We start from the raw sequence: 20,216 nt of genomic DNA on the forward strand, positions 1-20,216 counted from the left end.
GCGCTTGGCGTACCGGTGCCAGGTGCCCGTGGGGTCGCTGCCGGGCGGCGCGTTCGTCTCGGCGACGGGGTGGCGGACCCGGTAACGGTCGAGGCGGCGGCCGATGAGGCCGAGCAGGGCGGGCACGAGGGTGAGGGCACCGGCGACCGCGGAGACGACGGTGACGGCGGCGGCGAGGCCGAGTTTGCCGATGAAGCTCACGCCGGACGCGTAGAGCCCGGCCAGCGCGATGATCACCGTGCAGCCGGAGACGAGGACGGCGCGTCCGCTGGTGGCGGTGGCGTGTCCGGCGGCCTCGTCGGGGTCGGCGCCGTCCATGAGGTTCTGCCGGTGCCGGGTGATCAGGAAGAGGGCGTAGTCGATGCCGACGCCCAGGCCGATCATGGTGGCCAGGGTCGGTGACACGGTGGCGAAGGTGAACGCGGCGGCGAGCAGCCCGAGGACAGCGAGGCCGCCGACCACGCTGATCAGGGCGGTGAGCAGCGGCAGGCCCGCGGCGATGACGCTGCCGAAGCCGATCAGCAGCACGACGACGGCGACGGCGAAGCCGATGAGTTCGCTGATCCGGTCGTCGGGGGCGGGCCGGGCGAGTTCACCGAGCGGCCCGCCGTACTCGACGTCGGCCCCCGCGGCGCGCAGCGGCTGTACGGCCGTGTCGACGCCGTCGAGGTAGCTGTCGCCGAGGGTGGAGGGCTGCACGTCGAAACCGACCGTGATGTAGGCGGTCTTCCCGTCGGAGGAGACGGGCCCGACCTTGGTCGCGGTCTGGGACAGCGGGTTCTGCACGGCCAGCACGTGCGGCAGCTTCTGGAGGTCGGCCACGCTGGTGGACATCTGCGACGACAGGGCGCTGAGCGGCTGGTCCGCGTCGTGCAGCACGATCTGGCTGCTGTATCCCCCCGCCTGCGGGTCGTGCTGGCGCAGCACTTCCAGACCGTGTTCGGACTGCACGTCGGAGAGCTGGAAGTCGTCCTGGTAGGTGCCGCCGACGGAGCGGTCGACGACCTGGAGCGCGACGAGGGCGACCAGCCAGCCGATGATCACGACCAGGTAGTGGCGGGCGCACCAGGTGCCCAGCCGCCGCAGCACACCGGCCGGCCGCGGGGCGGCGTCCTTCCCTGGCCCGTCCCCCGGCTTCCCCTTCGCCTCGTCACCGCTCGTCTCCATGACCTGGCCTTCTCTGCCGGGAACGCTGCGGACTGCCCCGATACGGCCCATTAGACGACGGCACGGGGAAGGCGGCATCCGGGCGGGGGCGCCCTCGGGATGCAGGGTCGGGCCGCGCGGTGGACGGTGTTAGTGGACGCGTACGCCGTCGGTGGTGGACGCGTACGTCAGTACCGGGGCCGCCGCGGCCCCACCGGACCGAGGAGCAGACCATGCCGACCTCACAGCCCGACGCCTCCCCGCCCTCTCCCGAACGCGTCACTCCGGACGCCCTGCTGCACACCAGGACCGGCACCGAGGTCTCGCCCGAGGACATGGTGCTGGCCACCGGCCGCGACCTCACCCCGGGGAACCTCGCCTGGGCGCGGCGCAAGCTGGACGAGGAGGGACCGGCGGCGATCGAGAAACTGCTGCCCTGACGGACGGGTCAGTCGAGGGCGGGCGAAGCCCACCACGGGCGGTCGGCAAGGGGCGTCCGAACGGCCGGACGGATGGTCCCCGCCAGGGACGGTTGATCCCTGCCAGGGACGGTTGGTCCCCGCTCGGGTCTGTTGGCGCCTGGCCGGGACCACGGCCTCCCCGTCCCGCCGCCGCACCGCGTTGCCGCGTTCCCGCGCCTCGTCGCCGCACCTCGTTGCCCGTTCACCCTTACGCGCGGGCCCCTCCGGGTGTCAGACTCCGGAGGGTGCCCGACTTCGACATGCTCGTCCTCGGTTCCGGTCCCGGCGGCCAGAAGGCCGCCATCGCCGCGGCCAAACTCGGCCGCCGCGTCGCCGTGGTCGACCGCCCCGACATGCTCGGTGGGGTCTCGCTCCACACCGGGACCATTCCCTCCAAGACCCTGCGGGAGGCGGTCCTCTATCTGACCGGTCTCACGCAGCGCGACCTCTACGGGCAGAGTTACCGCCTGAAGGAGGACATCACCGTCGCCGACCTCACCGCGCGCACCGAGCACGTGGTGGGCCGGGAGACCGACGTGATCCGCAGCCAGCTCTCCCGCAACCACGTCGCGCTGTTCTCCGGCACCGGCCGGTTCGTGGACGCGCACACCGTCGCCGTCAGCGAACCCGGCGGGCAGGAACAACTGCTGCGTGCCGACCACATCGTGATCGCGACCGGCACCCGGCCCGCCCGTCCGGCGAGCGTGGAGTTCGACGAGCGGACGATCCTCGACTCCGACAACGTCCTCACGATCGAACGCGTGCCGCAGTCGATGGTGATCGTCGGCGCGGGCGTCATCGGGATGAAAAACAAGTAATCACTAGCACTTGACCACCGGTGCACGGACTGGGACCGCCACGCAAGCGGCCCCGCCGCGCATGAGGCTTCCGGACCTCAGTGCGCAGCGGGGCTGGTGGGGCTCGCTTCAGACTAGACCGGAACGTCGGATTCAGTACCGCGCGGTCGGCTTATGACGGTACGTCGGGTGCGCACCCCGTGTGAACCGCACATTCTCCGGGACGCCGGAGAGGCAGAAACCCGTCCCGCCGAGCCCTTCCGGGAGCCCGGCGGGACGGATGAGTACCAGACTGGACACCCCATATGACGTTTCGTCAGAAAAAGCATCAGAACTGGTGCTGACATCTGACCATGCCCCGTCCAATTTTGTCGAGTGCCCCGCGAGACCCCGGAATGGATCATCAGGCGACGCCGCGACCTGGGCGAACGCATCGCTGACATGCGCGCGGCAGCTCACCACACCCAGCTGAGCTTCTCCGCCGCTACCGGAATCTCGCGCAGTGCTCTCCAACGGATCGAGGCAGGCGAGACCGATCCCCGCTTCGGAGACCTCCTGCGCATGGCCTCGGTGCTCGATCAGAAGATCTCCGCCCTCGTCGGCTCGGACTGACCCCTCGCGGTCTACAGCAGGCGTGCCACCCGTGCTGGGAGGAACAGACCGCGCGCCCTGTGTTGCGCCCATAGGTCGCCGTCGGGGCGGTCCGCGTACCGGGAGCACGGATGGCAGCCGTCGTCGTGCGGCGCGGGCACCTTGTCAGGATGATCACGAGCGATGTGCCGGGCCAGGGTGAACTGGGCGCTCATACAGGCGCCGCCTGTCCTGATCCGCAGCCAGACGGCGCACAGCAGCCGAACACAGTCGTCACACGCCCACATGAAGGCTGGTGGGGCAGGCAGTCCCGCGTCCCGAGCGTTCATACGACGCTTTCCTCCTTGGGGATGCAGAGTGAAGACCCCGCCCATCCGCCACGGGGGAAGCGGACAGACGGGGCCGATCAGGGCCTCACACCGGCCAGGACTCATCCGGAGAGTCGAGCCAGGCGAGGTGCTCGCCGGTGGCGGTGACGGTCAGGCCGAACCGGTCATGGCCCGGCGCTCCGGCGGCTTTCCACCATCGAAGAGCATCGGAGACCTCGTCCCACAACCGTCGAGGACCTGCCTGGTAAACGACGGCCTCGGCGTCGGACCGAAGCATCACGCAGGACCAGGAGCGGTCGGTGAGACCGTAGAACCACACGGGCCGGGTTCCGTCCCGCGCGGGCGCGACAATCCGGTAGCAGTCCCGCACCCGGAGCCCGATCGCAAAGGTCCGGGCGTCGAAGTGCCCCTTGCCGAGCAGTTGTTCCTCGGAGACGGCCGCGGTTGCCCTGTCAGCGTCTGCGACCCCTCCGGGAACGTAGCTGCGGTGGCCGTCGAAGGCGAGCCGCTGAGAGCGGACCTTCATGAACTCGCAGGGGCTGGTGAAGCGCCCGGACGCCCCGCCGTGGTCCACCTTCAGGCGCAGGATGGCGTCCTCGTTGCTCAAGTGCGTGCCCCAGGGCACCACGATCAGCCCGTCGGAACTGGTCTGCTCCAGCCAGGCGGGCGGAATTCTGCGCACCCCGGCCGTGACGATGACACGGTCGTAGGGCGCCCCGCTGGCATCGCCCTCGGTTCCGTCTCGGGTGAGCACGTGCCCCAAGGCCCCGAAGGCTGCGAGGCGCTGACGGGCGACCTCGGCCACCTGCGGATCGATCTCGATGCTGACCATGTTCTCCGAGCCCAGGCGGTGAGCGAGCAGAGCGGCGTTCCAGCCCGTTCCCGTCCCGATCTCCAGAACCCGGTGGCCTGCCTCGACCCTGAGGTCGCGGAGCATGCGGAAGACGATCGACGGCATCGACGCCGACGACGTGGGCACCACTCCAGGGCCGTCGCCCACTCCGTCGTCCCACTGGGTGACGATCGGGACGTCGGCGTCGGCGTAGCCCTGCCAGAGGGCCGGTTCCTGACGCCGGTCCACCGCTACCGCGTCGCCCGTCTCCATGTCATGGGGCCACATGAGGTCGGGGAGGAACGCGGCTCGCGGCACAGCGACGAAGGACGGGACCCAGTCCGCGGACAGGTCCTGATGCTCAAGAAGGGAGCGGCCCAGAGCGGACCGCCCCTCCTCCACTCCGGTGAGCTTCATCAGCCGGCGTAGCGAGGGCCGCCGTCGGGCGACGGGGGCTCTTCGGGCCCCGGCCACGGCTCGCCGGGCAAACCGTCACCGCCCTCGCCGCCTCCGCCGTTCGCCCTCATCAGGTACACCTTCATCTGTGCTCCTTCGTATGGAACTTCATCTTGCTTTCCCCCCGCTCTCGCGCGGGAGGAGTCCGCTCCTGCTCCCGGCTTCCGGACCGGTTGCAGGAGCGGACGTTCTTGGGGTGCGACCCTGACCCTGCGGTCGCCGTGGGGGTGCGTCAGGTCGAGGTCCGGGCCAGCACCAGGGCGAGGACGGGGGCGGTCACAGCCGCGACGTAGATCAGAAGGCCGGCAATCGCCTTCATCGCAGCGAGTAGAGCTGCTCGTAGTGCTCGCACAGCGACCTCAGGGCCCGAGCAAGTCGACGTGCGTGCCCGAGGGCGCCGTGATGACGGGCGCTGGGCTGTGCTCGCAGTCGCAGACGGGCGTCACCGAGACAGGCGAGCGCGCAGTGCCGCGCCACGCTGTCGGTCGTCGTGCGGCGGAGCCCCTCCTCGACGAGGGGGATGAGGGCCTCCAGGTGCTCACCGAGCGCAGCGGTGAGAGCCGTGAGGCCCGCTCCGTCCGGGGCCGGTAGCACCGGCCCGCCGTCGGTGGTCACCAGGCATCGCGCGGTATCGCGCATCCTGGACACGTCAGGGCGGGTGGCCTGATCGGGCAGCGTGCGGGTCACCCGGTACCGACCCCGCGGTGCAGTGGACACTCGCACGGGGGGACACGGGTCCACAGCGGCAGGTCGGGCGGGTTCGTCTTCGTCACGACGCGGATGCCGTGATCGGCGGTGATCGTGCCGTGCCGGTCCACGGTGTAGACCCGGATCGTCATTCCCGGAGCCTCAGCGGATTCTGCGAGCGCGACGGTGCCTTTCGTCATCTCAGCCACACGTTCCTCGGGTTGGCCACGGCCAGGAGCCGTTCGCTTGGGCGCCGGGAGGGGCAATGGGGTGGGCTGTCCCGGCTGGTCCATCTGATTCCCTAGCGTGCCAATTACGGCACTCTCCGTCACGGGCACTCGTGTCCAACTTTCTTGGACACCACGTAGTTCGAGGAGCTGCGGCGATGCCGATTTCTGGACGGCTTGTTGTACAGGATGCGCCGTCAATTGCTGCCACTGAGAACCTAGTTCAGCAGCCGGGCCGCTACCTTGAGCGAAGGACACAGCGCAGGGAGCCAGACATGACCGTCCGCCCCAAGACCGGTTCCAAAGCCGACCGGGACGCCCTCCGCCAGAACATGACCGCCATGGGATGCACAGCCAGCGACATCGCTATGGAGATGCGCGCCCGTTTCGCCATGCGCCCGCGGGAAGCCTGGCGACACGCCAAGGGCTGGACTCTTCAGAAAGCCGCGGACCGCGTCACGCAGGCGAGTACTCGCGGACCCGGTGAGCCCGTGGCCGCCGATGCCTCGTTGGTGGCCAAGTGGGAGAAGTGGCCGGGCCCCTCTGCCCGGCGGCCCACTCTTCCGGTTCTGCTCGCCACGGCGGACGCGTACGGCTGCCGCGTCGAAGACCTTCTCGACATAGAAGACCGTCAGGCGCTCCCCGACACCGACCTCCGTGTCCTGGCCCAACCCGACACCGCGGCGGCCGTCCCCGAGCCTGCCGCCCCTCCCGTCGTGCTGCCGACCGTCAGCGAGCCGACGGGAAGTGAGCTTGTACGGCTGGCTGCCGACGAGTCCGCCACCTGGGCGCAGTTCACCGAGGCATCGAACGTCGGAGACATCGCGCTGGAGCAGCTGCTGGCGGACACGCGCGCACTCGCTTCCGACTACCTGGTCGCGGACCCGATCCCGCTGTTCGTCCGCACACGCGTACTCCGCGATCGGGTGTTCGCCCTGCTCGAAGGACACCAGTATCCGCGCCAGTCCGCGGACCTCTACACGGCAGCCGGGTACCTGTGCGGACTCCTGGCCTGGATGTCCTCGGATCTCGGCCACCTGCGCAACGCCGACACCCAGGGCCGCACAGCATGGCTGTGTGCAGAGCTATCTGGACAGAACACGCTCCGAGCCTGGGTGTTGTCGACTCGGTCCAAGGTGGCCTTCTGGGACGGGCGTCTGCGTGATGCCATCAACTACGCCCGCCTCGGCGCCACATGCCGCCCGAGCGGCACCGTCGGCGTCCTGCTGGCCTGCCAAGAGGCCGATGCGTGGTCCCGGCTCGGCGCCGAGGCCGAAGCGCTCGGCGCCCTGGCGCGCGCCGATGATGCCCGTGTGGCAGCGGGCGAGGACGACGAGATCGGCGGAATCTTTGCCTGCGCACCCGCTCGCCAGCAGAACTACGCCGCAGGTGTCCAACTCCGCGTCGGACGCCCTTCCGAGGCTCTTGTCTCCGCGGATCACGCCCTGGCCCTGCTCAGGGCCCAGCCCGTCCGCGCGTACGGTACCGAGGCCCAGATCCATATCAGCAAGGCCTCCGCGCACCTGAGCACGGGCGAAGCGGAAGGCGCGCTAGAAGCCCTCGCTCCGGTCCTTTCCCTGCCACCGGACCAGCGCCTCCAACCCGTCACCCGCAGGCTCGGGGAACTGACCGCTGCCATAGGGCGTTCGACTGGGCGAGCAGGTGTCGGTCTGCGATCGGCGATCGAGGACTTCTGTCTGGACTCGGCTCCCCGGCACCTGGCGCTCTCGCCAGCTGAGGCCGCCTCCTGATTTGATCGCGGGCATGACGACAGACTTCGAGAGCATGCGCAACCACTGGTGGTGGCGGCCCGGTTGGAGCGTCGGACGCCGCTTCTACACCTGGCACCTCACGTTCGACGGCCAGGACGACGTGCACCGACTCGCCGGTTCGTATCGATCTGCCTTGGCCCCGGTCGGAGACGTGCTCACGCTGATTCCCGACCAGTGGTTGCACTTGACCATGCAGGGGATCGGCTTCGTCGGGGACGTCAAGGACTCCGACGTGCGCGCCATTTCCGAGGCCGCGGGCGAGAGGCTGTCTGCGGTCCCGTCGTTCGACGCGGAACTCGGCCCGGCGATCTTGGACCCAGAAGCCGTGCTTCTGCCCGTACACCCGGACGGTCCGGTCCGAGCCGTCCGGGACGCGATCCGTGCTGCCATTGGTGACGTTGTCCAAGACGTCCCGGAGAAAGCCGAGGGCTTCACCCCTCACGTGTCGGTCGCCTACAGCGCCGGAGACGGCCCGGCGGCCCCCGTCGCCGCGGCGCTGTCCGGGACGAACCCGGCGCCCGCTCAGTCACGCATCACCTCCGCCGAGCTGATCGTGATTCATCGCGACAACCGCATGTACGAGTGGGAGACGTACGCGCGAGTACCACTCGGGTAGTCGCGGACGCCCCGCGGACATGCCGAACAGCCCCCGCCACCATCTGGTGGCGGGGGCTGACGGGTGTTCAGGAGTACTGGCGCCTCAGGGGGTCGAGCGCCAGGCCCAGCGCTGTGGGTGATCCGCTGTCGCTGGGCTGCGGCTCTGCATCTCGGCGGCACACCAGGGCATTCGCGTCGTACTGAGGGGCCTGAAGGGTGTAGCCCTCCGGACAGGACTGGCCGTCGGCTCCGTCCCTGCCATCGGCGCCGTCCCTACCGTCCTGCCCGTTCTGTCCGGGCGGTCCGATCGGTCCTCGTTCCCCCTGGGGCCCGGCGGGACCGGGGAGTCCTGACGCGCCGACGGCTCCCTGGGCGCCAGTCGACACTGGACCGGGAGCACCCTCTGCTCCGTCGGTGCCGTCCTTGCCGCTCTTCCCGGGCGGGCCGGACGGTCCGGGGGGCCCTGAGGGGCCGGCGGGACCTGGCGGGCCGGTGACGCTCTCGCCCGGTGTCCCCCGGCTCCCGGGCGGCCCGGCCACCGGCGTCGCTCCGAGCCGCTGAACCTGCGAGGCCAGTAGGTCCCGTGCGTGGTTGGCCTCGCGGAGGTCCCCGGCGAGCTGCTGCACGGTGATGAGTGCGGCCCCGGCGAGGAGCGCGCCGAGGACGACGAGCAGGTCGCTCATCCACGCCCAGGAGCGGGGCGCCGCGCGGCGGCCGCTCTTCATGCCCCTGCCCCCTTGATGAGTGCGCCGAGGTAGGGCAGGACGGCGACCACCACGGTGATGACGGTGCCCACCATCCACCGGCGGGTGGCGGTGAGCTTCTCCGCTTCCTGCTTTCGCGCGGTTTCGAGGTCGTCGAGCCGCTTGGTGAGCTGGGTCTTCTCGATGGTGTAGACGTCGAGAGGGACCACGCGGTCGAGACGCTGGTTGAGACCCGCGAGGTCATCGCGCATCTCGCTGCGGAGGGCCTCGATCAGTCGTCCCAGCTCGCCGTTGGTCGGCTCGTCGGGCACAGGTCCTCCCGGTCAGGCCTGCGGCCGCTGGTCCGGGGAGGGCCGCTGCTGGTTCGGGACCACCCAGGTGATCCCGAGCGCGCCGAGGACGGCCAAGACGACGGTGACGCCCTCGCCCGTGGTGAAGATGCCGTCGTTCAGCGCGGTGACGACTGCGGTCGAGCCAGCGGCGAAGCCCGCGGCGATGGCCTTGGCGTAGCGGGGCGGTTTCATCGGTCAGTCCTCCTGGAGCTTCGCGCCGAGTTGGTCGAGGGCGGCCCTGGCGCCAGCCTCTGCCGCCTCTTGGATCTCCGCAGCGGTCAGTCCGCCGCCCTTGGCCAGGGCGCCGACGGTGGCGCTGAGCGCGGCGTTCGAAGCGACGAGCCCGGCAAGCGTCTTGTCGACGCGGCGGGTGAGGATCTCGATGTTGCGGAGGCCGGTGGCCGGGGCGATGTACGGGTTTTCCTTGGCGGTGTCGGCGTTGGGGTTGGCGATGATGCCGTCGGTGGTCCAGAACTTCTTCACGTCGGCGTCGGTCAGCGTCATGTCTTGCTCCTGTGCTGTGCCCTTAGCGAAGGCGAGAATGCGGTCGAAGTCGATCGCGCCGGGGTCGCCGTGGGTGTTCTCCGGGACGTGCATGTGCCCGCAGATCCCGCGGAAGTCCTCCCAGACAGCGAACGTCATCCGAACGCCGTTGGCCCCGGCCGACGCCGGGTAGGCTTTCCAGCTCTTCGGCCCGGTGAGCGGAACGCCGTGTTGTGCATGCGCCCACGCCAGAAACGCTGCGACGCCCGCGAGCGCCCAGTCCGGGGCCTCGGGCCAGTAGATGAAGTCGACGTCCTGGCGGTGGCCCGCTTTCACCCAGGCCTGGCGCGTGGCCGGGTCGCAGGTACCCACCAGTTCGGCCTGGCTGACGTTCAGGGTGTTCGTGTTCACGCCGCCCGGTTTGTTGACGAGGGCTCGGGCGGACCGGTCGAAGTCGAAGTGCTGGTACCAGCTCAGCCTCCGTCGGGGGATGTCGGGCAGCGCGGTCAGGTTCGGCGCCGACGCCCCGCCACCGTAGGTGGGTACCGAGCGGCCCTCTGTGGTGTGGAGGACGACGACGTTGACCTCCTGGGCGTCGCCGGGGTACGCGCCCTGGAACCAGTACGCCTTGCTGGCGCCGGGATAGATCTGCGGGCCTGCGCTCATGGCCCTTCCTCTCGGGGGGTGGTCTGGCGGATGACTGCAACAGCGGCGGCGGCCCACGCCACCTGGACGCGGTCGCTGAGGTCGTCCCACGCGGGCATGGAGCGGCCGTCGTGAGTGAGCCCGAGGGTGCTCTCCCCGTACGCCTCGTAGGCGGTGCGCGCGAGGTCGGCGGGGTTGTGGCGGGCCATCAGTCGACGGGGGTGAAGTCGAGGTAGTACTGCTTGCCGGGCTCGAACACCACGGCCGGATTGTCCACGGCGAGCCGCAGCTCGCCCGACGGGGTGGCCTGGGCGTACCGGAGGTCCTCCGGGACGCTCTGGTCGTAGACGGCGTGGAAGCGGTAGGTCCGGGGCCAGGTCGTGCGGCTGGGGACCCGCTCGTCGTTGTGGAAGCGCTGCACCTCCGTGGGCGCGGACGCGAACTGCGCGACGCTGAGGCAGCGGAACTTGGCTCGGACGGTGGTCATGATGTACCCCTCTTTGAACAGGCGGCGGGTGGTCAGGGGGGAGCCCAGTGGCGGACGATGAGCTGGCCGTATCCGGCGTCAGCGGTGAGCGTGTCGCCGGGCTGCCAGGCGGTGGAGTGGGCGTCGGCGCGCAGCACCACCACGGGCCGGTGTCCTGTGGGCCAGTCGTCCGGCATGGGGTAGAGGCAGGCAGCCTTGATGGACAGGTGATGCGTGTCGGGTGGGCAGTTCTGTCCGTCGAGGGCGCTGATGCGCCGCCAGGGGCCTGCGGAGCGCGCCGGATTCGAGTAGTCGTAGAGCCAGAGGTGCCAGCCCACTCCGACGACGTAGCCAGCGTCGTTGGTGACGCGCGCGGCCGCTGTGACGTCGAGGACGTCGCCCGGCGAGACGGGTCCCAGCACGACGCGGTACAGGGCCTGGTAGGTCGTGGTGGGTAGGTCGATCGGGATCTTCTTCGTCTCCAGGGCGCCTGCGGCGAGGCTGTCGCTGGACGGTTGGAAGGGGTCGGTCGCGAAGGCCTTCTTGAGAACGAGTCCTTCGGTCGTGAGGTAGGGCACTACGGCACTCCTGGCGGGCTGTTGTCGAGGAAGTCGCCACCGACGATGAGCCGGACCAATGCCTGTGTCTGACGAGTCAGGGCGGGCACTTGGGCGAGGTGGTCCACGTTTGTCGCGGTCCCGGCGGCCACCTTCGCGAGGTACGCCGCGTTGGCGGTGAACGCTGTACGGGCACGTTCCAGCAGAACGGCACGGTTGGCCTGGCGGGCGGTGTCGGAGACCTGTTGGTCGGCAGACCCGTTCTCGGCGGCGGTGAAAGGGCGCTCCTCGACGAGCGCGCCGCAGTCCCAGCGGCGGTAGACCCGTTCGGCGAGGTCCCACTGCTCCAGCGCGGATGCGTCCCGCTGCTCGACGATGGAAGCAGGCGGCGGATCGTCGTCGGTGGAAGCCATCAGAAGAAGGTGGTCACGATGACGATGCCGGGCTGTCCGGCGCCGCCGGTGAAGGCGCTGGTCGACGTTCCGACGATGCCGCCACCGCCACCGCCCCCGGGGCCGTTGCCAGTGGTGCCGCCGGCGCCGGTCATACTCGCGGTACCGCGGCGCTGACCGCCGAGGTAGGCGGCCCCACCGTACGAGCCTGGTACCGGCACGCCGCCGATGACCGCACCGTTGCCGCCATCCCCGCTGCGTCCGAGGATGTCGCCCACGGTTCCCGCTCCGGCGATCCCTCCGATGACCACCGAGTTTCCGGCAGTTCGCGCCATGGTGAGGCCCTGCTGCCCGCCGGTGGCCACGACCAGGGCGCCGAAGCTGGAGTCGCCTCCCGCCTGCCCGTCGTTGGCGCCCCCGGCTCCGCCGTTGCCTCCTGCCCCGACGGTTACCGCCACCGTGGCTCCCAAGGTGGAGGCGTCGATGATGCTCTCCGCGTAGCCACCGCCGCCGCCACCGCCGCCGCATGCACCCTGGCCCGATGTGCCGCTGGCTACGGCACCGCCGCCACCACCGCCAGCAACGACCTGCACCCGAACCCACTTGGCTCCGGCGGGCTTCGTCCAGGTTCCGTTGCTGGTGAAGGACTGCCGCTGCGGCATGTCGAGTTGGGGGTCGATCGACTCTGCCATGGTCTGGAAGTGCTCCCAGATCCGGGCGTGGTCGGTGGCCTCCGGGTACACGACGCCGTTCGGGGTCTCGTCAGACACCTCGTCTCCTTCACGGACGGGCAACAGGTTCCGGCATGCGGAGCCTTCGGCTGGTGGGTCAGCTGGATCGGCGCCAGCTGATGGTGAGCGTCCAGGCCGCCGACCAGGAGCCGCGCCCGGCGAAGTGGATGTAGGGGTTGTCGGCGCTGATCGACATGGCGATCCCTCCACGGTTTCCGTCGACGATCGCCTGGGCCCAGCTGTTGGGGAGGACGAAGCCGCCTGTGGTGGCGCCGACGGCGAGGGCCGGTCCGGACGTCGACTCGTTGAGCGTGGGTGCCCCTGACGGCCTGGTGGGCTGGGAGACGAGGCGCAGGGTGGGAGTGCGGGCGGCGAAGTCGCCGCCGCTCAGCCTCTTCGCCTTGAGGGTTGCCCGGGTGACTGTGGCGCCGGAGATGCTGCGGGGCTTGCTGCCGTAGAACGCGCAGCCCGTCATCCGGCCGAACGACGAGCCTGCGTAACGTCCTTGGTAGGTGTCGAACGAGCCGACCGGCGCGCCGTCGGAGCGCCAGGACCCGTTCCGGTACGTGCTGGTCGCTACGGGAGTGCAGACCAGGGTGCCGGTGGTGATAGTGGGCTTGGGGGCGGGCGCGGGGTCACTGGTGCTCGGCGTGTCGGTGGCGGGCGGGGTGGGCGGTACGGCGGGCGCCGCGGTGAGGTTGGCGATGGCCCAGTAGGTGGAGCCTCGGCGCAGGATCAGCAGGTTGGCGCCGACGGCGACCGTCAGGCCGGGGACTACGCGGACGGTGACCTGGATGCCTGCCACGCTGGCGGCGCAGGCACCGGAGGCGGACGCTGTCAGCGCGGTGCCGTAGAGGGCTCCCTGACCGGCGAGCGACAGCCGGGTGTCGGCGAGGTTGGCCATCAGAGGACCCTCACCGAGAGACTCATCTCGGATGGCGAGTACGGCAGCGTGAGGGCCTCGACGACGCACGGCGCTCCGGTGAGGCCTGCGCCTGTGGCGGAGATGACGTCGCCGGTCGTGAGGCCCGGGTGGGGCACCATCCGCACCTCCAGGCGGCGCGAGGCGGTGCGCCTCAGCTGGATGATTTTCGCGGCAGCTGCGGCCCGGCACTGCGCGACCGTCGTCATCAGCGGTGACGAGAAGGGGTAGGGCACGGGCAGCGGGTTGAAGGGCCCACCGAACCGGTAGGGGGACGCGCTGTCGGTGTCGTAGGCGACGCCTTGGATCTGGTTGCCGAACGCGTCTTCTCCCTGAGCGACTGCGCAGTTGAATGCGCCGTCGCGGGTGGTGCTGCCCAGCCAGCGCATGACGGTCCCGCCGGTGCCGTCGGTGAGGGAGAGGACGGGAGCGCCGCCGTCGGTGAGGGGCTCGACGAGGAGGGTCCCTTGCGTAGTGATGTGCGCGCTGGCGGGCCAGGCCGTGAGCAGTTCGCTGAGGCCGCCGAGCCGGTCGGTGTCCCACTGCATACCGACGGGGACACTCCGGTCGAGGAGCAGGCCGCTGATCTCGACGGTGAGGGCCGGCTCGACGAGGCTGCGCGCGGTGGATACGAAGGTCCCGGATGGCTGGAACGGCGCGACGAACTCGGCTTCCTCGACGAGAGTGAGAAGGCCCTGGCAGCTGACGTTGACGGTGTCGCCGTCCGCGCCGGACTCGGTGATCAGGAACCAGCCGCGGTCGATCCATTCGAACTCGCCGCGGCCGACGTCGACTCCGAACGAGAGGTGCAGCTGCTGGCCGAACGCGGCGAGCGGATGGTCCGGATCGGCTCCTGGGTCCCAGTCGATTCCCCGGTCGCGCCGGGGCACGGTGAGGGTCACCTGCTCCGGGATGGCGAGGCCTCGGTCGATGCTCTCGTTGCCGTCGGCGACCGGGATGTCGGCCGCGAGCAGTTCGCCGTCGCGCCAGGAGCTGGCTCGTACGAGCATGGTGTAGCTGCGCTGGACGACATTGAGCGCGACCTCGGACATGTCCAGCATGGCTCAGCCGAAGTCGTTCAGGGCGATGAGCAGGAGGGTGGTGAAGTCGTCCGCCAGGTCCTGGAGGTTGCTGTAGTTGTCGGCGATGTCCTGGAGGGTGAACCCGGCGGCCTCCATCGAGTCGGGCCACGCTTCGGTCTTGACGGTCTCGATGGTGAACCAGCGGTACTCGTCGTACCAGTTGGGCGCTTCGGTGTCGCTGAGAAGCGCGTACGTGCCGTCCAGGCGCGGGAGAGAGGTCTGCTTGCGGAGCAGGAGGACGCCTTCGGTGAGGTTGTCGAGGACGTCGTTGAGGGCGTCGCCTGCCTCGTCGGTCTCGGTGCGGACGGTGACGGTCATGGACGGCGCAGAGCGCGGCCTGCCGAGGACGACGATCCGGCCTCCGACGTTGAACTGGGTAGCGTCACGGTCGCGGGCCTTCTCCAGCGGCGTCTCGATCTTCACGGGCGCGCCGACGCCGCGGATGGCATCGGAGATCACGTCCGAGTCGACCGTCGACGAGAGGGTGCTGGAGTAGACGGACCACTGACGGCCGGAGACATCGGTGAGGACTGCCAGGTACTCATGGGCGACGCCGAACGGCTGCTCGGCGTCGACCCGCAGCAGCACGTCGGTCCCTGTCACATCGACGTCAGTGGCGGCGCGCACCGGTGTCAGCGCGTTGCCGACCTGCCGGAGCAGGGAGACCGTGACGATGTTGTCCGCCTCAAGGCCGGTGGCGGACACCTGATTGCGGGGCGGGAACACGGACTGTGCGAAGGCATCGAGGTCCGCGCTCGCCTCGCGTACTCGCAGGACTCCTGCGGCGCCGGTGGTGGCTGCGGAGGCTGTGGCGGCGAGCGTGGGCGCCTGCGTGCCCGGTCCTGCTGAGACCGTCGCCGAAGCGGCACCGAGCCGACCGGCGTTGCCGGAGGTGACTTGGTCGTCGGCTCGCTCGGTCACGATGCCGAAGGTGACCCCGGAGGCGGTGATGGTCTCGGCGGACAGTGCGGCGGTGCTGACAGGCAGGGCGTAGCCGACGAGGACGAAGTCACCGACGGCCCACGTCAGGGCGGGGGTGGCTGCGGCCGAGAATCCTGTGCCGCTGGAGGAGTCCTCGCCGCTGGACGCCGCCCACCGCCAGTCGGTGCCCGCGCTGCGGGACAGGACATGGACTCGGCCGGAGACGACAGAGCCGGTGCCAGTCGGCAGCGTGGTGTTCGGCGCGCTGTCCGAGCCGGTCAGAATCCGCACGAACCACGTCAGGCGGCGCGGCCCGGTTCCGGAGCCGAACGACCCTGAGCTGCTGGCGAAGCTCTCGACCAGGGTCCAACCGGAGGGTGTGGACGGTAGGGCATCGTCTGGGTGGCCGGAGACGACCTGCAAGACGGCGAGCCGACCCGCGGTCGCACCGGCGGGGAAGGCGGGCGTGATGCTGCTGGCCGCCTGGGACAGGGCGCCGACAGCCACGTAGGAGATGGTCACCGGGGCCGCCCCACCTTCGCTCGGTAGGCCTGGGCCTTCTCGCTTGCCTGGATCATGGGCCGGACGGTGCCTCGGATCACGCCGAGCAGCTCCCCGCTGTCGAGTACAAGCTCGCCCGTGAACTGCCCGCCGTCGGATGAACCGCTGGCCTGGACTGCGGCCGCGAGTTCGCGGACGGCCGCCGCCTGCTGGAGGCTCGTGGTGCTCGCCGGGCTGGGGATGACGACCCGCCGGGTGGAGACGCCCGCAGCCGCGTTGGCCATCCGCTGCGCCGACGTCAGTACGGAGGGGGCGTGCGCGTCGATGCCCCTCGCGACGCCCAGGGCCACGTTCTTGCCGACCTGGTCTCGCATGACCACCGACGGCGACTTGATCTTCAGCGCCTTCTTGATCTGATTCACCAGGTCGCTGGCCAGCTTGTTGATCTGTTTGCCCAGCTCCTTCTCCTGGCTCTTCAGCCCCGCGAGGAAGCCCCTGCCAGCATCCTTTCCGCTGTCGAACATCAGGTCGGCCATGTCCTTGCCGAAGGACGTGGCGAGGCTATTGCCCGACTTGATCAGCGAGTTCAGCTTGGTGATGTCCTGGGTGGCGACGGAGCGGTCACCCAGGATTGCCGCGAGCTGGCTCCCGGGCCCTGCCTCGGACAGCTCCTCCAGGAGGTCCTTCGAAGCGCCACGCGCCTTCAGGGAGCGGGTGAGCGCCACGAAGCTGGAGGCGGTCTTCTGCTGGCTCGTCATCTGGGCGATCAGCTGGTCCAACGAGGTCGCCGAGGTGCCGCTGATGCCGAGGAACTCCGTGATGTTCCCAGCCTGGTCGGTGGCGTACTGGTTGGCGGCCTTGATCTGGTTCTGGATACTGGTCCGCTTGTCGGCGAGCCCCTGGAGCTTACTGCCCTTCTTCTGGATGCTCGCTGCGGTCTTGTCGTAGCCCGCGTTCAGCAGCTTCGTCGCAAGGCTCTTGACTGTCGAGGCGATCTTCGACGAGGTGCCGGTCTGGAGCGTCTTGAGCAGCCCGGTCTTGATCGTGTTCGAGATCGACGTCTTCGCCGACCGCTGGGCGTTGCGCAGGCTCAGCTTCGCGGCGGCAAGTTCCTTCTCTGCCGCCTGGAGCCTCTTCTGCGCCGCCGCGAGGCCCTTGTGACGGCGCCTCGCCCTGGCGACCGCGTCCTTGGCGGCCTCGACCTTCGACCTCGCGGTGCGGGAGCGGTCGGAGGCGTTCTGGATGGTGCCGGAGGCGTAGCCGGGCAACTTGATGCCACCCTGGGCGGCGAGCGCCATCGAGTCCTCGTTCGAGAAGATGCGCGTCCCCCGGGACGTGACCTGCATCAGCTCGGGCCCCTTCTCCCCGACCCAGGCGGTCTGGCCGAACGGCGCGAGCCCCCCGCGGGTGCCCTCGGCGTAGCCGCCGGGCCGGGTCATGACGCTGACCCAGTTGCCGCCGTACCGGTGCATCGCGTAGTTGACGCCCGCGTAGATGTTGGCGAGGGGGTCGTAGATGCCGCGGCCGCGGAAGGGGCCGGCGTACGCGTTGAAGGTGCTGCCGATGGTCTGCATGAGGCCGCGGCTGGGGTCGCCGTTCTTGGCGTTGATGTCCCAGTTGTTGATGGCCTTGGGGTTGCCGCCGGATTCCATCTGGATGCGCTTGAGGACGGGGCCGAGAGCGGTGGCGGGCGCGCCGAGCATCTGGAGGACGGACGACACGAGTGGCGCCCAGCGGTTGCTGCCGCCGGAGCCGCCGCCTCCGCCGAGCCCGAAGAAGCCGAGCACCTTGCTGCCGAGGCCGCCCAGGGCCTTGATCGCCTTGCCCGGCAGGCTGCTGATGGAGACGAGGCCCTTGCCGACGATCGCGCCGAGTGCGGACGGCATGTCACCGAAGATCGTCTTGGCGATGGCCGTGCCCGACGTCGTCGCGAGGCCCTTGAAGAGGCCCGCGACGAGGTTGCCGCCGATCCCTGCGAAGACGGTGGACGGCGAGTGGATGCCGAAGTAGGACTTGACCCGGTTGACGATGGGATCGATCAGGGTCTTCTTCAGCCAGCCGCCGATGCCCTTGACCCCGCTGACAATCCCCGACTTCAGGCCGGAGATCAGGGCAGTTCCCTTGGAGACCAGCCACGAACCGGCCTTGCCGAAGGTACTCGTCACCGGCGTGACGATCGTGCGCTTGGCCCAGCCTCCGATGCCGCGCGCAGTGGACACCGCACCGGACTTGAAGCCGGACACGATCGCCGTGCCCTTCGACAGCAGCCACGTTCCGGCCGTACGGAACGCGCCGACGACCGGAGTGATGATCCACCGGCGCCCCCAGGCTCCGATGCCCCTGGCCGCCGAGACCGCCCCGGACTTGAAGCCCGACACGATCGCGGACCCCTTGGACAGCAGCCACGACCCCGCGGTCCGGAACGCCCCGACCGTGGGGTCGATGATGACCCGCTTCGCGAGGCCTCCAGCCCCGCGCGCGGCGGTGAGCAGTCCTGTGCCGAAGCCGCGGGCGACGGCGGCCCCCTTCGACAGCAGCCAGCCACCTGCCTTCGCGAAGGGCTTCAGCGTGAGCGCGATGACCTCGCCGATCTTGGCGACGACCCAGCCGACTCCGCTTCGGATTCCGGACCCGAGGAAGGTGATCGCGGAGCGGCCCTTGGCGAGCAGTTCCAGACCCCACACCCCAAGGCGCGTGGTCAGCAGCCCAGCCTCACGCTCCAGGACGCCCGCGGCGGTCGGGAAAACCTTCGCGATGCCCTTCCAGAGGCTGGAGCCGAAGAACTTGATGACCTTGCCGATGGCCTTCGAGAAGGGGGCCGTCAGCTTGTTGACGCCTCGCAGCATCGGCGAGAACATCCGCAAGATCGGGATCTTGCTGAAGACCTTGGCGAGGGGGCCAGCCAGCTTGCCGATGCCGATGAAGCTCAGGGCCGCGATCAGCGTGTCCCAGAAGTGCTTCTTCCAGAACTCCGGCTTGAAGAGGTCCTGGCCGAAGCTGGAGACGAAGCCGATCATGAAGCCGAAGGCCTGGCTTCCGACCTGCTTTCCGACGTCGACCCAGTCGAGGCTGGACAGGGCGTCGATGAGCTGCTTGCCGAGCTTCCCGCCGTTCTTGGCGAGCCACTGGAACGACTTTCCGAGCGCGCCGCCGAGTGCCTCGCCTACCTTCGACCAGTCGACGCCCTCGATCCCCCCGGAGACCGCTCCCCGGATCTGCTCACCGAGCTTCTTCGCGTCGGAGGGCGGGGTCTTCGGCAGCGCGACAGTCGGCGCAACCGGCGCCCGCTGCATCGACGCGGGCAGCGGCTTCAGCAGCGGGGTGGGCGCCTTCTTCTCGGGACCCTTCAGACCGGAGAAGAAGTCACCGACAAGGCTCTTGGCCTGGCTGAACCCGGACTTGATCTTCTCGACGGGGATCATGTCGCCGACGGCCGTGCCGAACCTCTTCGCGGCGGGGATGCCTTCGGTGTTGACCCACTCGGCGGCCTCGCGCACGCCGAGGGTCACACCGGACAGAGCCTTGGTGGCGCCGGTCAGGAGCCCGGTGTCACCGACCTCGATCATCAGTCCTTCCCAGGCGTTCTTCAGCCTGATGACCTCGCCGCGCCAGCCCTTCATCTGGATCTTGGCGATGCGGTCGGCGGTGCCGCCGGACTCCTCCAGTTCCTTCGTCAGCCCGGCGAGCTTGGTCGAGCCCTGCTGGATCAGGGCCGCCATACCGGGGCCCGCGCGCTGACCGAAGATCGTCATGATCTGTCCGGTCGTCGCGCCCTTCTTGGCGAGTTGGTCGACGATCGAGGTGAGCGGCCTCAGCTTCCCGTCAGACGTCGCAACGTTGACGCCCAGCTCCTTGAGCGTGTTCGTGATCTTCTTGGTGGGAGCGAGGAGCCGGGTGACCGCGCCACGCAGGGCGGTGCCCGCCATCGACGCCTTGATGCCGGCGTTGCCCATGAGGGCGGTCGCGGCGACGGCCTCCTCGAATTGCAGGCCGGCCTGGTGGGCGATCGGGCCGCTGTACTTGAATGCTTCGCCCAGGTCATCGACGGAGGTGTTGGCCTTGACCGACGCCTTGACCATCGCGTCGACGGCGTGCGGGATCTCCTTGATGGTCATCCCGTAGCCGGTGAGCACGTTGGTCGTGATCTCCGCGGCGCGGGTGAGGTTCAGCTGCTCGGACGAAGCGAGCGACAGCACCGACGGCATGGCGCCGTAGATCTGATTGACGTCGAGGCCCGCGGTGGCGAGCTGGGCCATGGCATCGGCGGACTGGGCCGCCCCGTACTGGGTGGTCTTGCCCAGGTCCTTCGCCTGGTTGCGCAGCTTCACCAGCTGCTTCCCGGTCGCACCCGACAGGGCTTCGACCCTGTTCATGTTCTTCTCGAAGTCGCCGGCCGCCTTGATCGAGGCGGCCCCGAGCCCGGCGATACCGATCGCGCCGACCGCGAGGGACGCCTTGATGGCGGCGCCGACCTTCGACGAAGTCGAGGCGAGACGGTTCGCGGACCGGCCCACCTGACGGAAGACGCCCGAGGCCCGGTCGCGGCCGATCAGCGCGTAGACGATCGCCGTCGTGGCCATGGCCG

At 69.6% G+C, this 20,216-nt stretch carries 19 protein-coding genes and 2 pseudogenes; 5 read left to right on the top strand and 16 right to left on the bottom strand.

Features of this window, described 5'->3' with window-relative positions; translation table 11 throughout:
* Positions 1-42: 42 nt before the first annotated feature.
* Positions 43-1,245, bottom strand: a pseudogene (locus ACIQPQ_RS34215) (MMPL family transporter); the annotation flags it as partial.
* Positions 1,246-1,379: 134 nt separating this feature from the next.
* Between ACIQPQ_RS34215 and ACIQPQ_RS34220 the strand changes: the two are divergent.
* The 3 genes and pseudogenes from ACIQPQ_RS34220 to ACIQPQ_RS34230 all read left to right on the top strand — a co-directional run bounded on the left by ACIQPQ_RS34220 (position 1,380) and on the right by ACIQPQ_RS34230 (position 3,016).
* Positions 1,380-1,586, top strand: a complete 207-nt coding sequence (locus ACIQPQ_RS34220; RefSeq protein ID WP_383778859.1) for a hypothetical protein — start codon at positions 1,380-1,382, stop codon at positions 1,584-1,586.
* Between the two features lie 266 nt (positions 1,587-1,852).
* Positions 1,853-2,416 (top strand): annotated as a pseudogene (locus tag ACIQPQ_RS34225) (FAD-dependent oxidoreductase); the annotation flags it as partial.
* Positions 2,417-2,779: 363 nt separating this feature from the next.
* Positions 2,780-3,016, top strand: coding sequence for a helix-turn-helix domain-containing protein (locus ACIQPQ_RS34230; RefSeq protein WP_401311908.1), 237 nt, complete (start codon positions 2,780-2,782; stop codon positions 3,014-3,016).
* Between the two features lie 393 nt (positions 3,017-3,409).
* Here the strand turns inward: ACIQPQ_RS34230 and ACIQPQ_RS34235 are convergent, their stop codons facing one another.
* The 3 genes from ACIQPQ_RS34235 to ACIQPQ_RS34245 all read right to left on the bottom strand — a co-directional run bounded on the left by ACIQPQ_RS34235 (position 3,410) and on the right by ACIQPQ_RS34245 (position 5,451).
* Positions 3,410-4,573: a methyltransferase domain-containing protein gene (locus ACIQPQ_RS34235; protein WP_401311911.1), complete on the bottom strand. Its 1,164-nt coding sequence runs from the start codon at positions 4,571-4,573 to the stop codon at positions 3,410-3,412.
* A 354-nt stretch (positions 4,574-4,927) separates the two neighbouring features.
* Positions 4,928-5,251 (bottom strand): DUF6415 family natural product biosynthesis protein, encoded by a 324-nt coding sequence (locus ACIQPQ_RS34240; protein WP_401311913.1) that lies wholly within the window; start codon positions 5,249-5,251, stop codon positions 4,928-4,930.
* Positions 5,252-5,295: 44 nt separating this feature from the next.
* A complete protein-coding gene (locus ACIQPQ_RS34245) occupies positions 5,296-5,451 on the bottom strand; it encodes a hypothetical protein (RefSeq protein ID WP_401311916.1) in 156 nt (51 codons plus the stop codon).
* A gap of 350 nt (positions 5,452-5,801) precedes the next feature.
* Here ACIQPQ_RS34245 and ACIQPQ_RS34250 point away from each other — a divergent pair, with 350 nt between their 5' ends.
* Both ACIQPQ_RS34250 and ACIQPQ_RS34255 read left to right on the top strand, forming a co-directional pair.
* A complete protein-coding gene (locus tag ACIQPQ_RS34250) occupies positions 5,802-7,277 on the top strand; it encodes an XRE family transcriptional regulator (RefSeq protein WP_401311918.1) in 1,476 nt (491 codons plus the stop codon).
* Positions 7,278-7,290: 13 nt separating this feature from the next.
* Positions 7,291-7,914 (top strand): 2'-5' RNA ligase family protein, encoded by a 624-nt coding sequence (locus ACIQPQ_RS34255; protein ID WP_401311921.1) that lies wholly within the window; start codon positions 7,291-7,293, stop codon positions 7,912-7,914.
* A gap of 702 nt (positions 7,915-8,616) precedes the next feature.
* Here ACIQPQ_RS34255 and ACIQPQ_RS34260 read toward each other — a convergent pair.
* Genes ACIQPQ_RS34260 through ACIQPQ_RS34315 form a run of 12 tightly spaced genes read right to left on the bottom strand, consistent with a single transcriptional unit; the run spans position 8,617 to position 20,211 of the window.
* Complete coding sequence (locus tag ACIQPQ_RS34260; protein ID WP_401311923.1) at positions 8,617-8,910, bottom strand: hypothetical protein; 294 nt, start codon at positions 8,908-8,910, stop codon at positions 8,617-8,619.
* Between the two features lie 12 nt (positions 8,911-8,922).
* Complete coding sequence (locus tag ACIQPQ_RS34265; protein ID WP_401311926.1) at positions 8,923-9,123, bottom strand: hypothetical protein; 201 nt, start codon at positions 9,121-9,123, stop codon at positions 8,923-8,925.
* A gap of 3 nt (positions 9,124-9,126) precedes the next feature.
* A complete protein-coding gene (locus ACIQPQ_RS34270) occupies positions 9,127-10,080 on the bottom strand; it encodes a hypothetical protein (RefSeq protein ID WP_401311929.1) in 954 nt (317 codons plus the stop codon).
* Positions 10,077-10,268, bottom strand: coding sequence for a hypothetical protein (locus ACIQPQ_RS34275; protein ID WP_401311932.1), 192 nt, complete (start codon positions 10,266-10,268; stop codon positions 10,077-10,079). The genes ACIQPQ_RS34270 and ACIQPQ_RS34275 overlap by 4 nt, the downstream gene beginning before the upstream one ends.
* Positions 10,268-10,546, bottom strand: coding sequence for a hypothetical protein (locus ACIQPQ_RS34280; protein ID WP_401311934.1), 279 nt, complete (start codon positions 10,544-10,546; stop codon positions 10,268-10,270). Before ACIQPQ_RS34280 ends, ACIQPQ_RS34275 begins: the two co-directional genes overlap by 1 nt.
* Before the next feature lie 32 nt (positions 10,547-10,578).
* Positions 10,579-11,103: a hypothetical protein gene (locus ACIQPQ_RS34285; RefSeq protein ID WP_401311937.1), complete on the bottom strand. Its 525-nt coding sequence runs from the start codon at positions 11,101-11,103 to the stop codon at positions 10,579-10,581.
* Complete coding sequence (locus ACIQPQ_RS34290) at positions 11,103-11,495, bottom strand: hypothetical protein (protein ID WP_401311940.1); 393 nt, start codon at positions 11,493-11,495, stop codon at positions 11,103-11,105. Before ACIQPQ_RS34290 ends, ACIQPQ_RS34285 begins: the two co-directional genes overlap by 1 nt.
* Complete coding sequence (locus ACIQPQ_RS34295) at positions 11,495-12,244, bottom strand: hypothetical protein (RefSeq protein ID WP_401311943.1); 750 nt, start codon at positions 12,242-12,244, stop codon at positions 11,495-11,497. Before ACIQPQ_RS34295 ends, ACIQPQ_RS34290 begins: the two co-directional genes overlap by 1 nt.
* 58 nt (positions 12,245-12,302) lie before the next feature.
* Positions 12,303-13,109, bottom strand: a complete 807-nt coding sequence (locus ACIQPQ_RS34300; RefSeq protein ID WP_401311946.1) for a hypothetical protein — start codon at positions 13,107-13,109, stop codon at positions 12,303-12,305.
* Positions 13,109-14,188, bottom strand: a complete 1,080-nt coding sequence (locus tag ACIQPQ_RS34305) for a hypothetical protein (RefSeq protein WP_401311949.1) — start codon at positions 14,186-14,188, stop codon at positions 13,109-13,111. The genes ACIQPQ_RS34300 and ACIQPQ_RS34305 overlap by 1 nt, the downstream gene beginning before the upstream one ends.
* A gap of 3 nt (positions 14,189-14,191) precedes the next feature.
* Entirely contained in the window at positions 14,192-15,652 is a 1,461-nt protein-coding gene (locus tag ACIQPQ_RS34310; RefSeq protein WP_401311951.1) for a hypothetical protein, read from the bottom strand.
* Entirely contained in the window at positions 15,649-20,211 is a 4,563-nt protein-coding gene (locus tag ACIQPQ_RS34315; RefSeq protein ID WP_401311954.1) for a phage tail tape measure protein, read from the bottom strand. Before ACIQPQ_RS34315 ends, ACIQPQ_RS34310 begins: the two co-directional genes overlap by 4 nt.
* Positions 20,212-20,216: the final 5 nt, after the last annotated feature.

The sequence above is a fragment of the Streptomyces sp. NPDC091281 genome (assembly GCF_044757425.1).
Classification (GTDB): domain Bacteria; phylum Actinomycetota; class Actinomycetes; order Streptomycetales; family Streptomycetaceae; genus Streptomyces.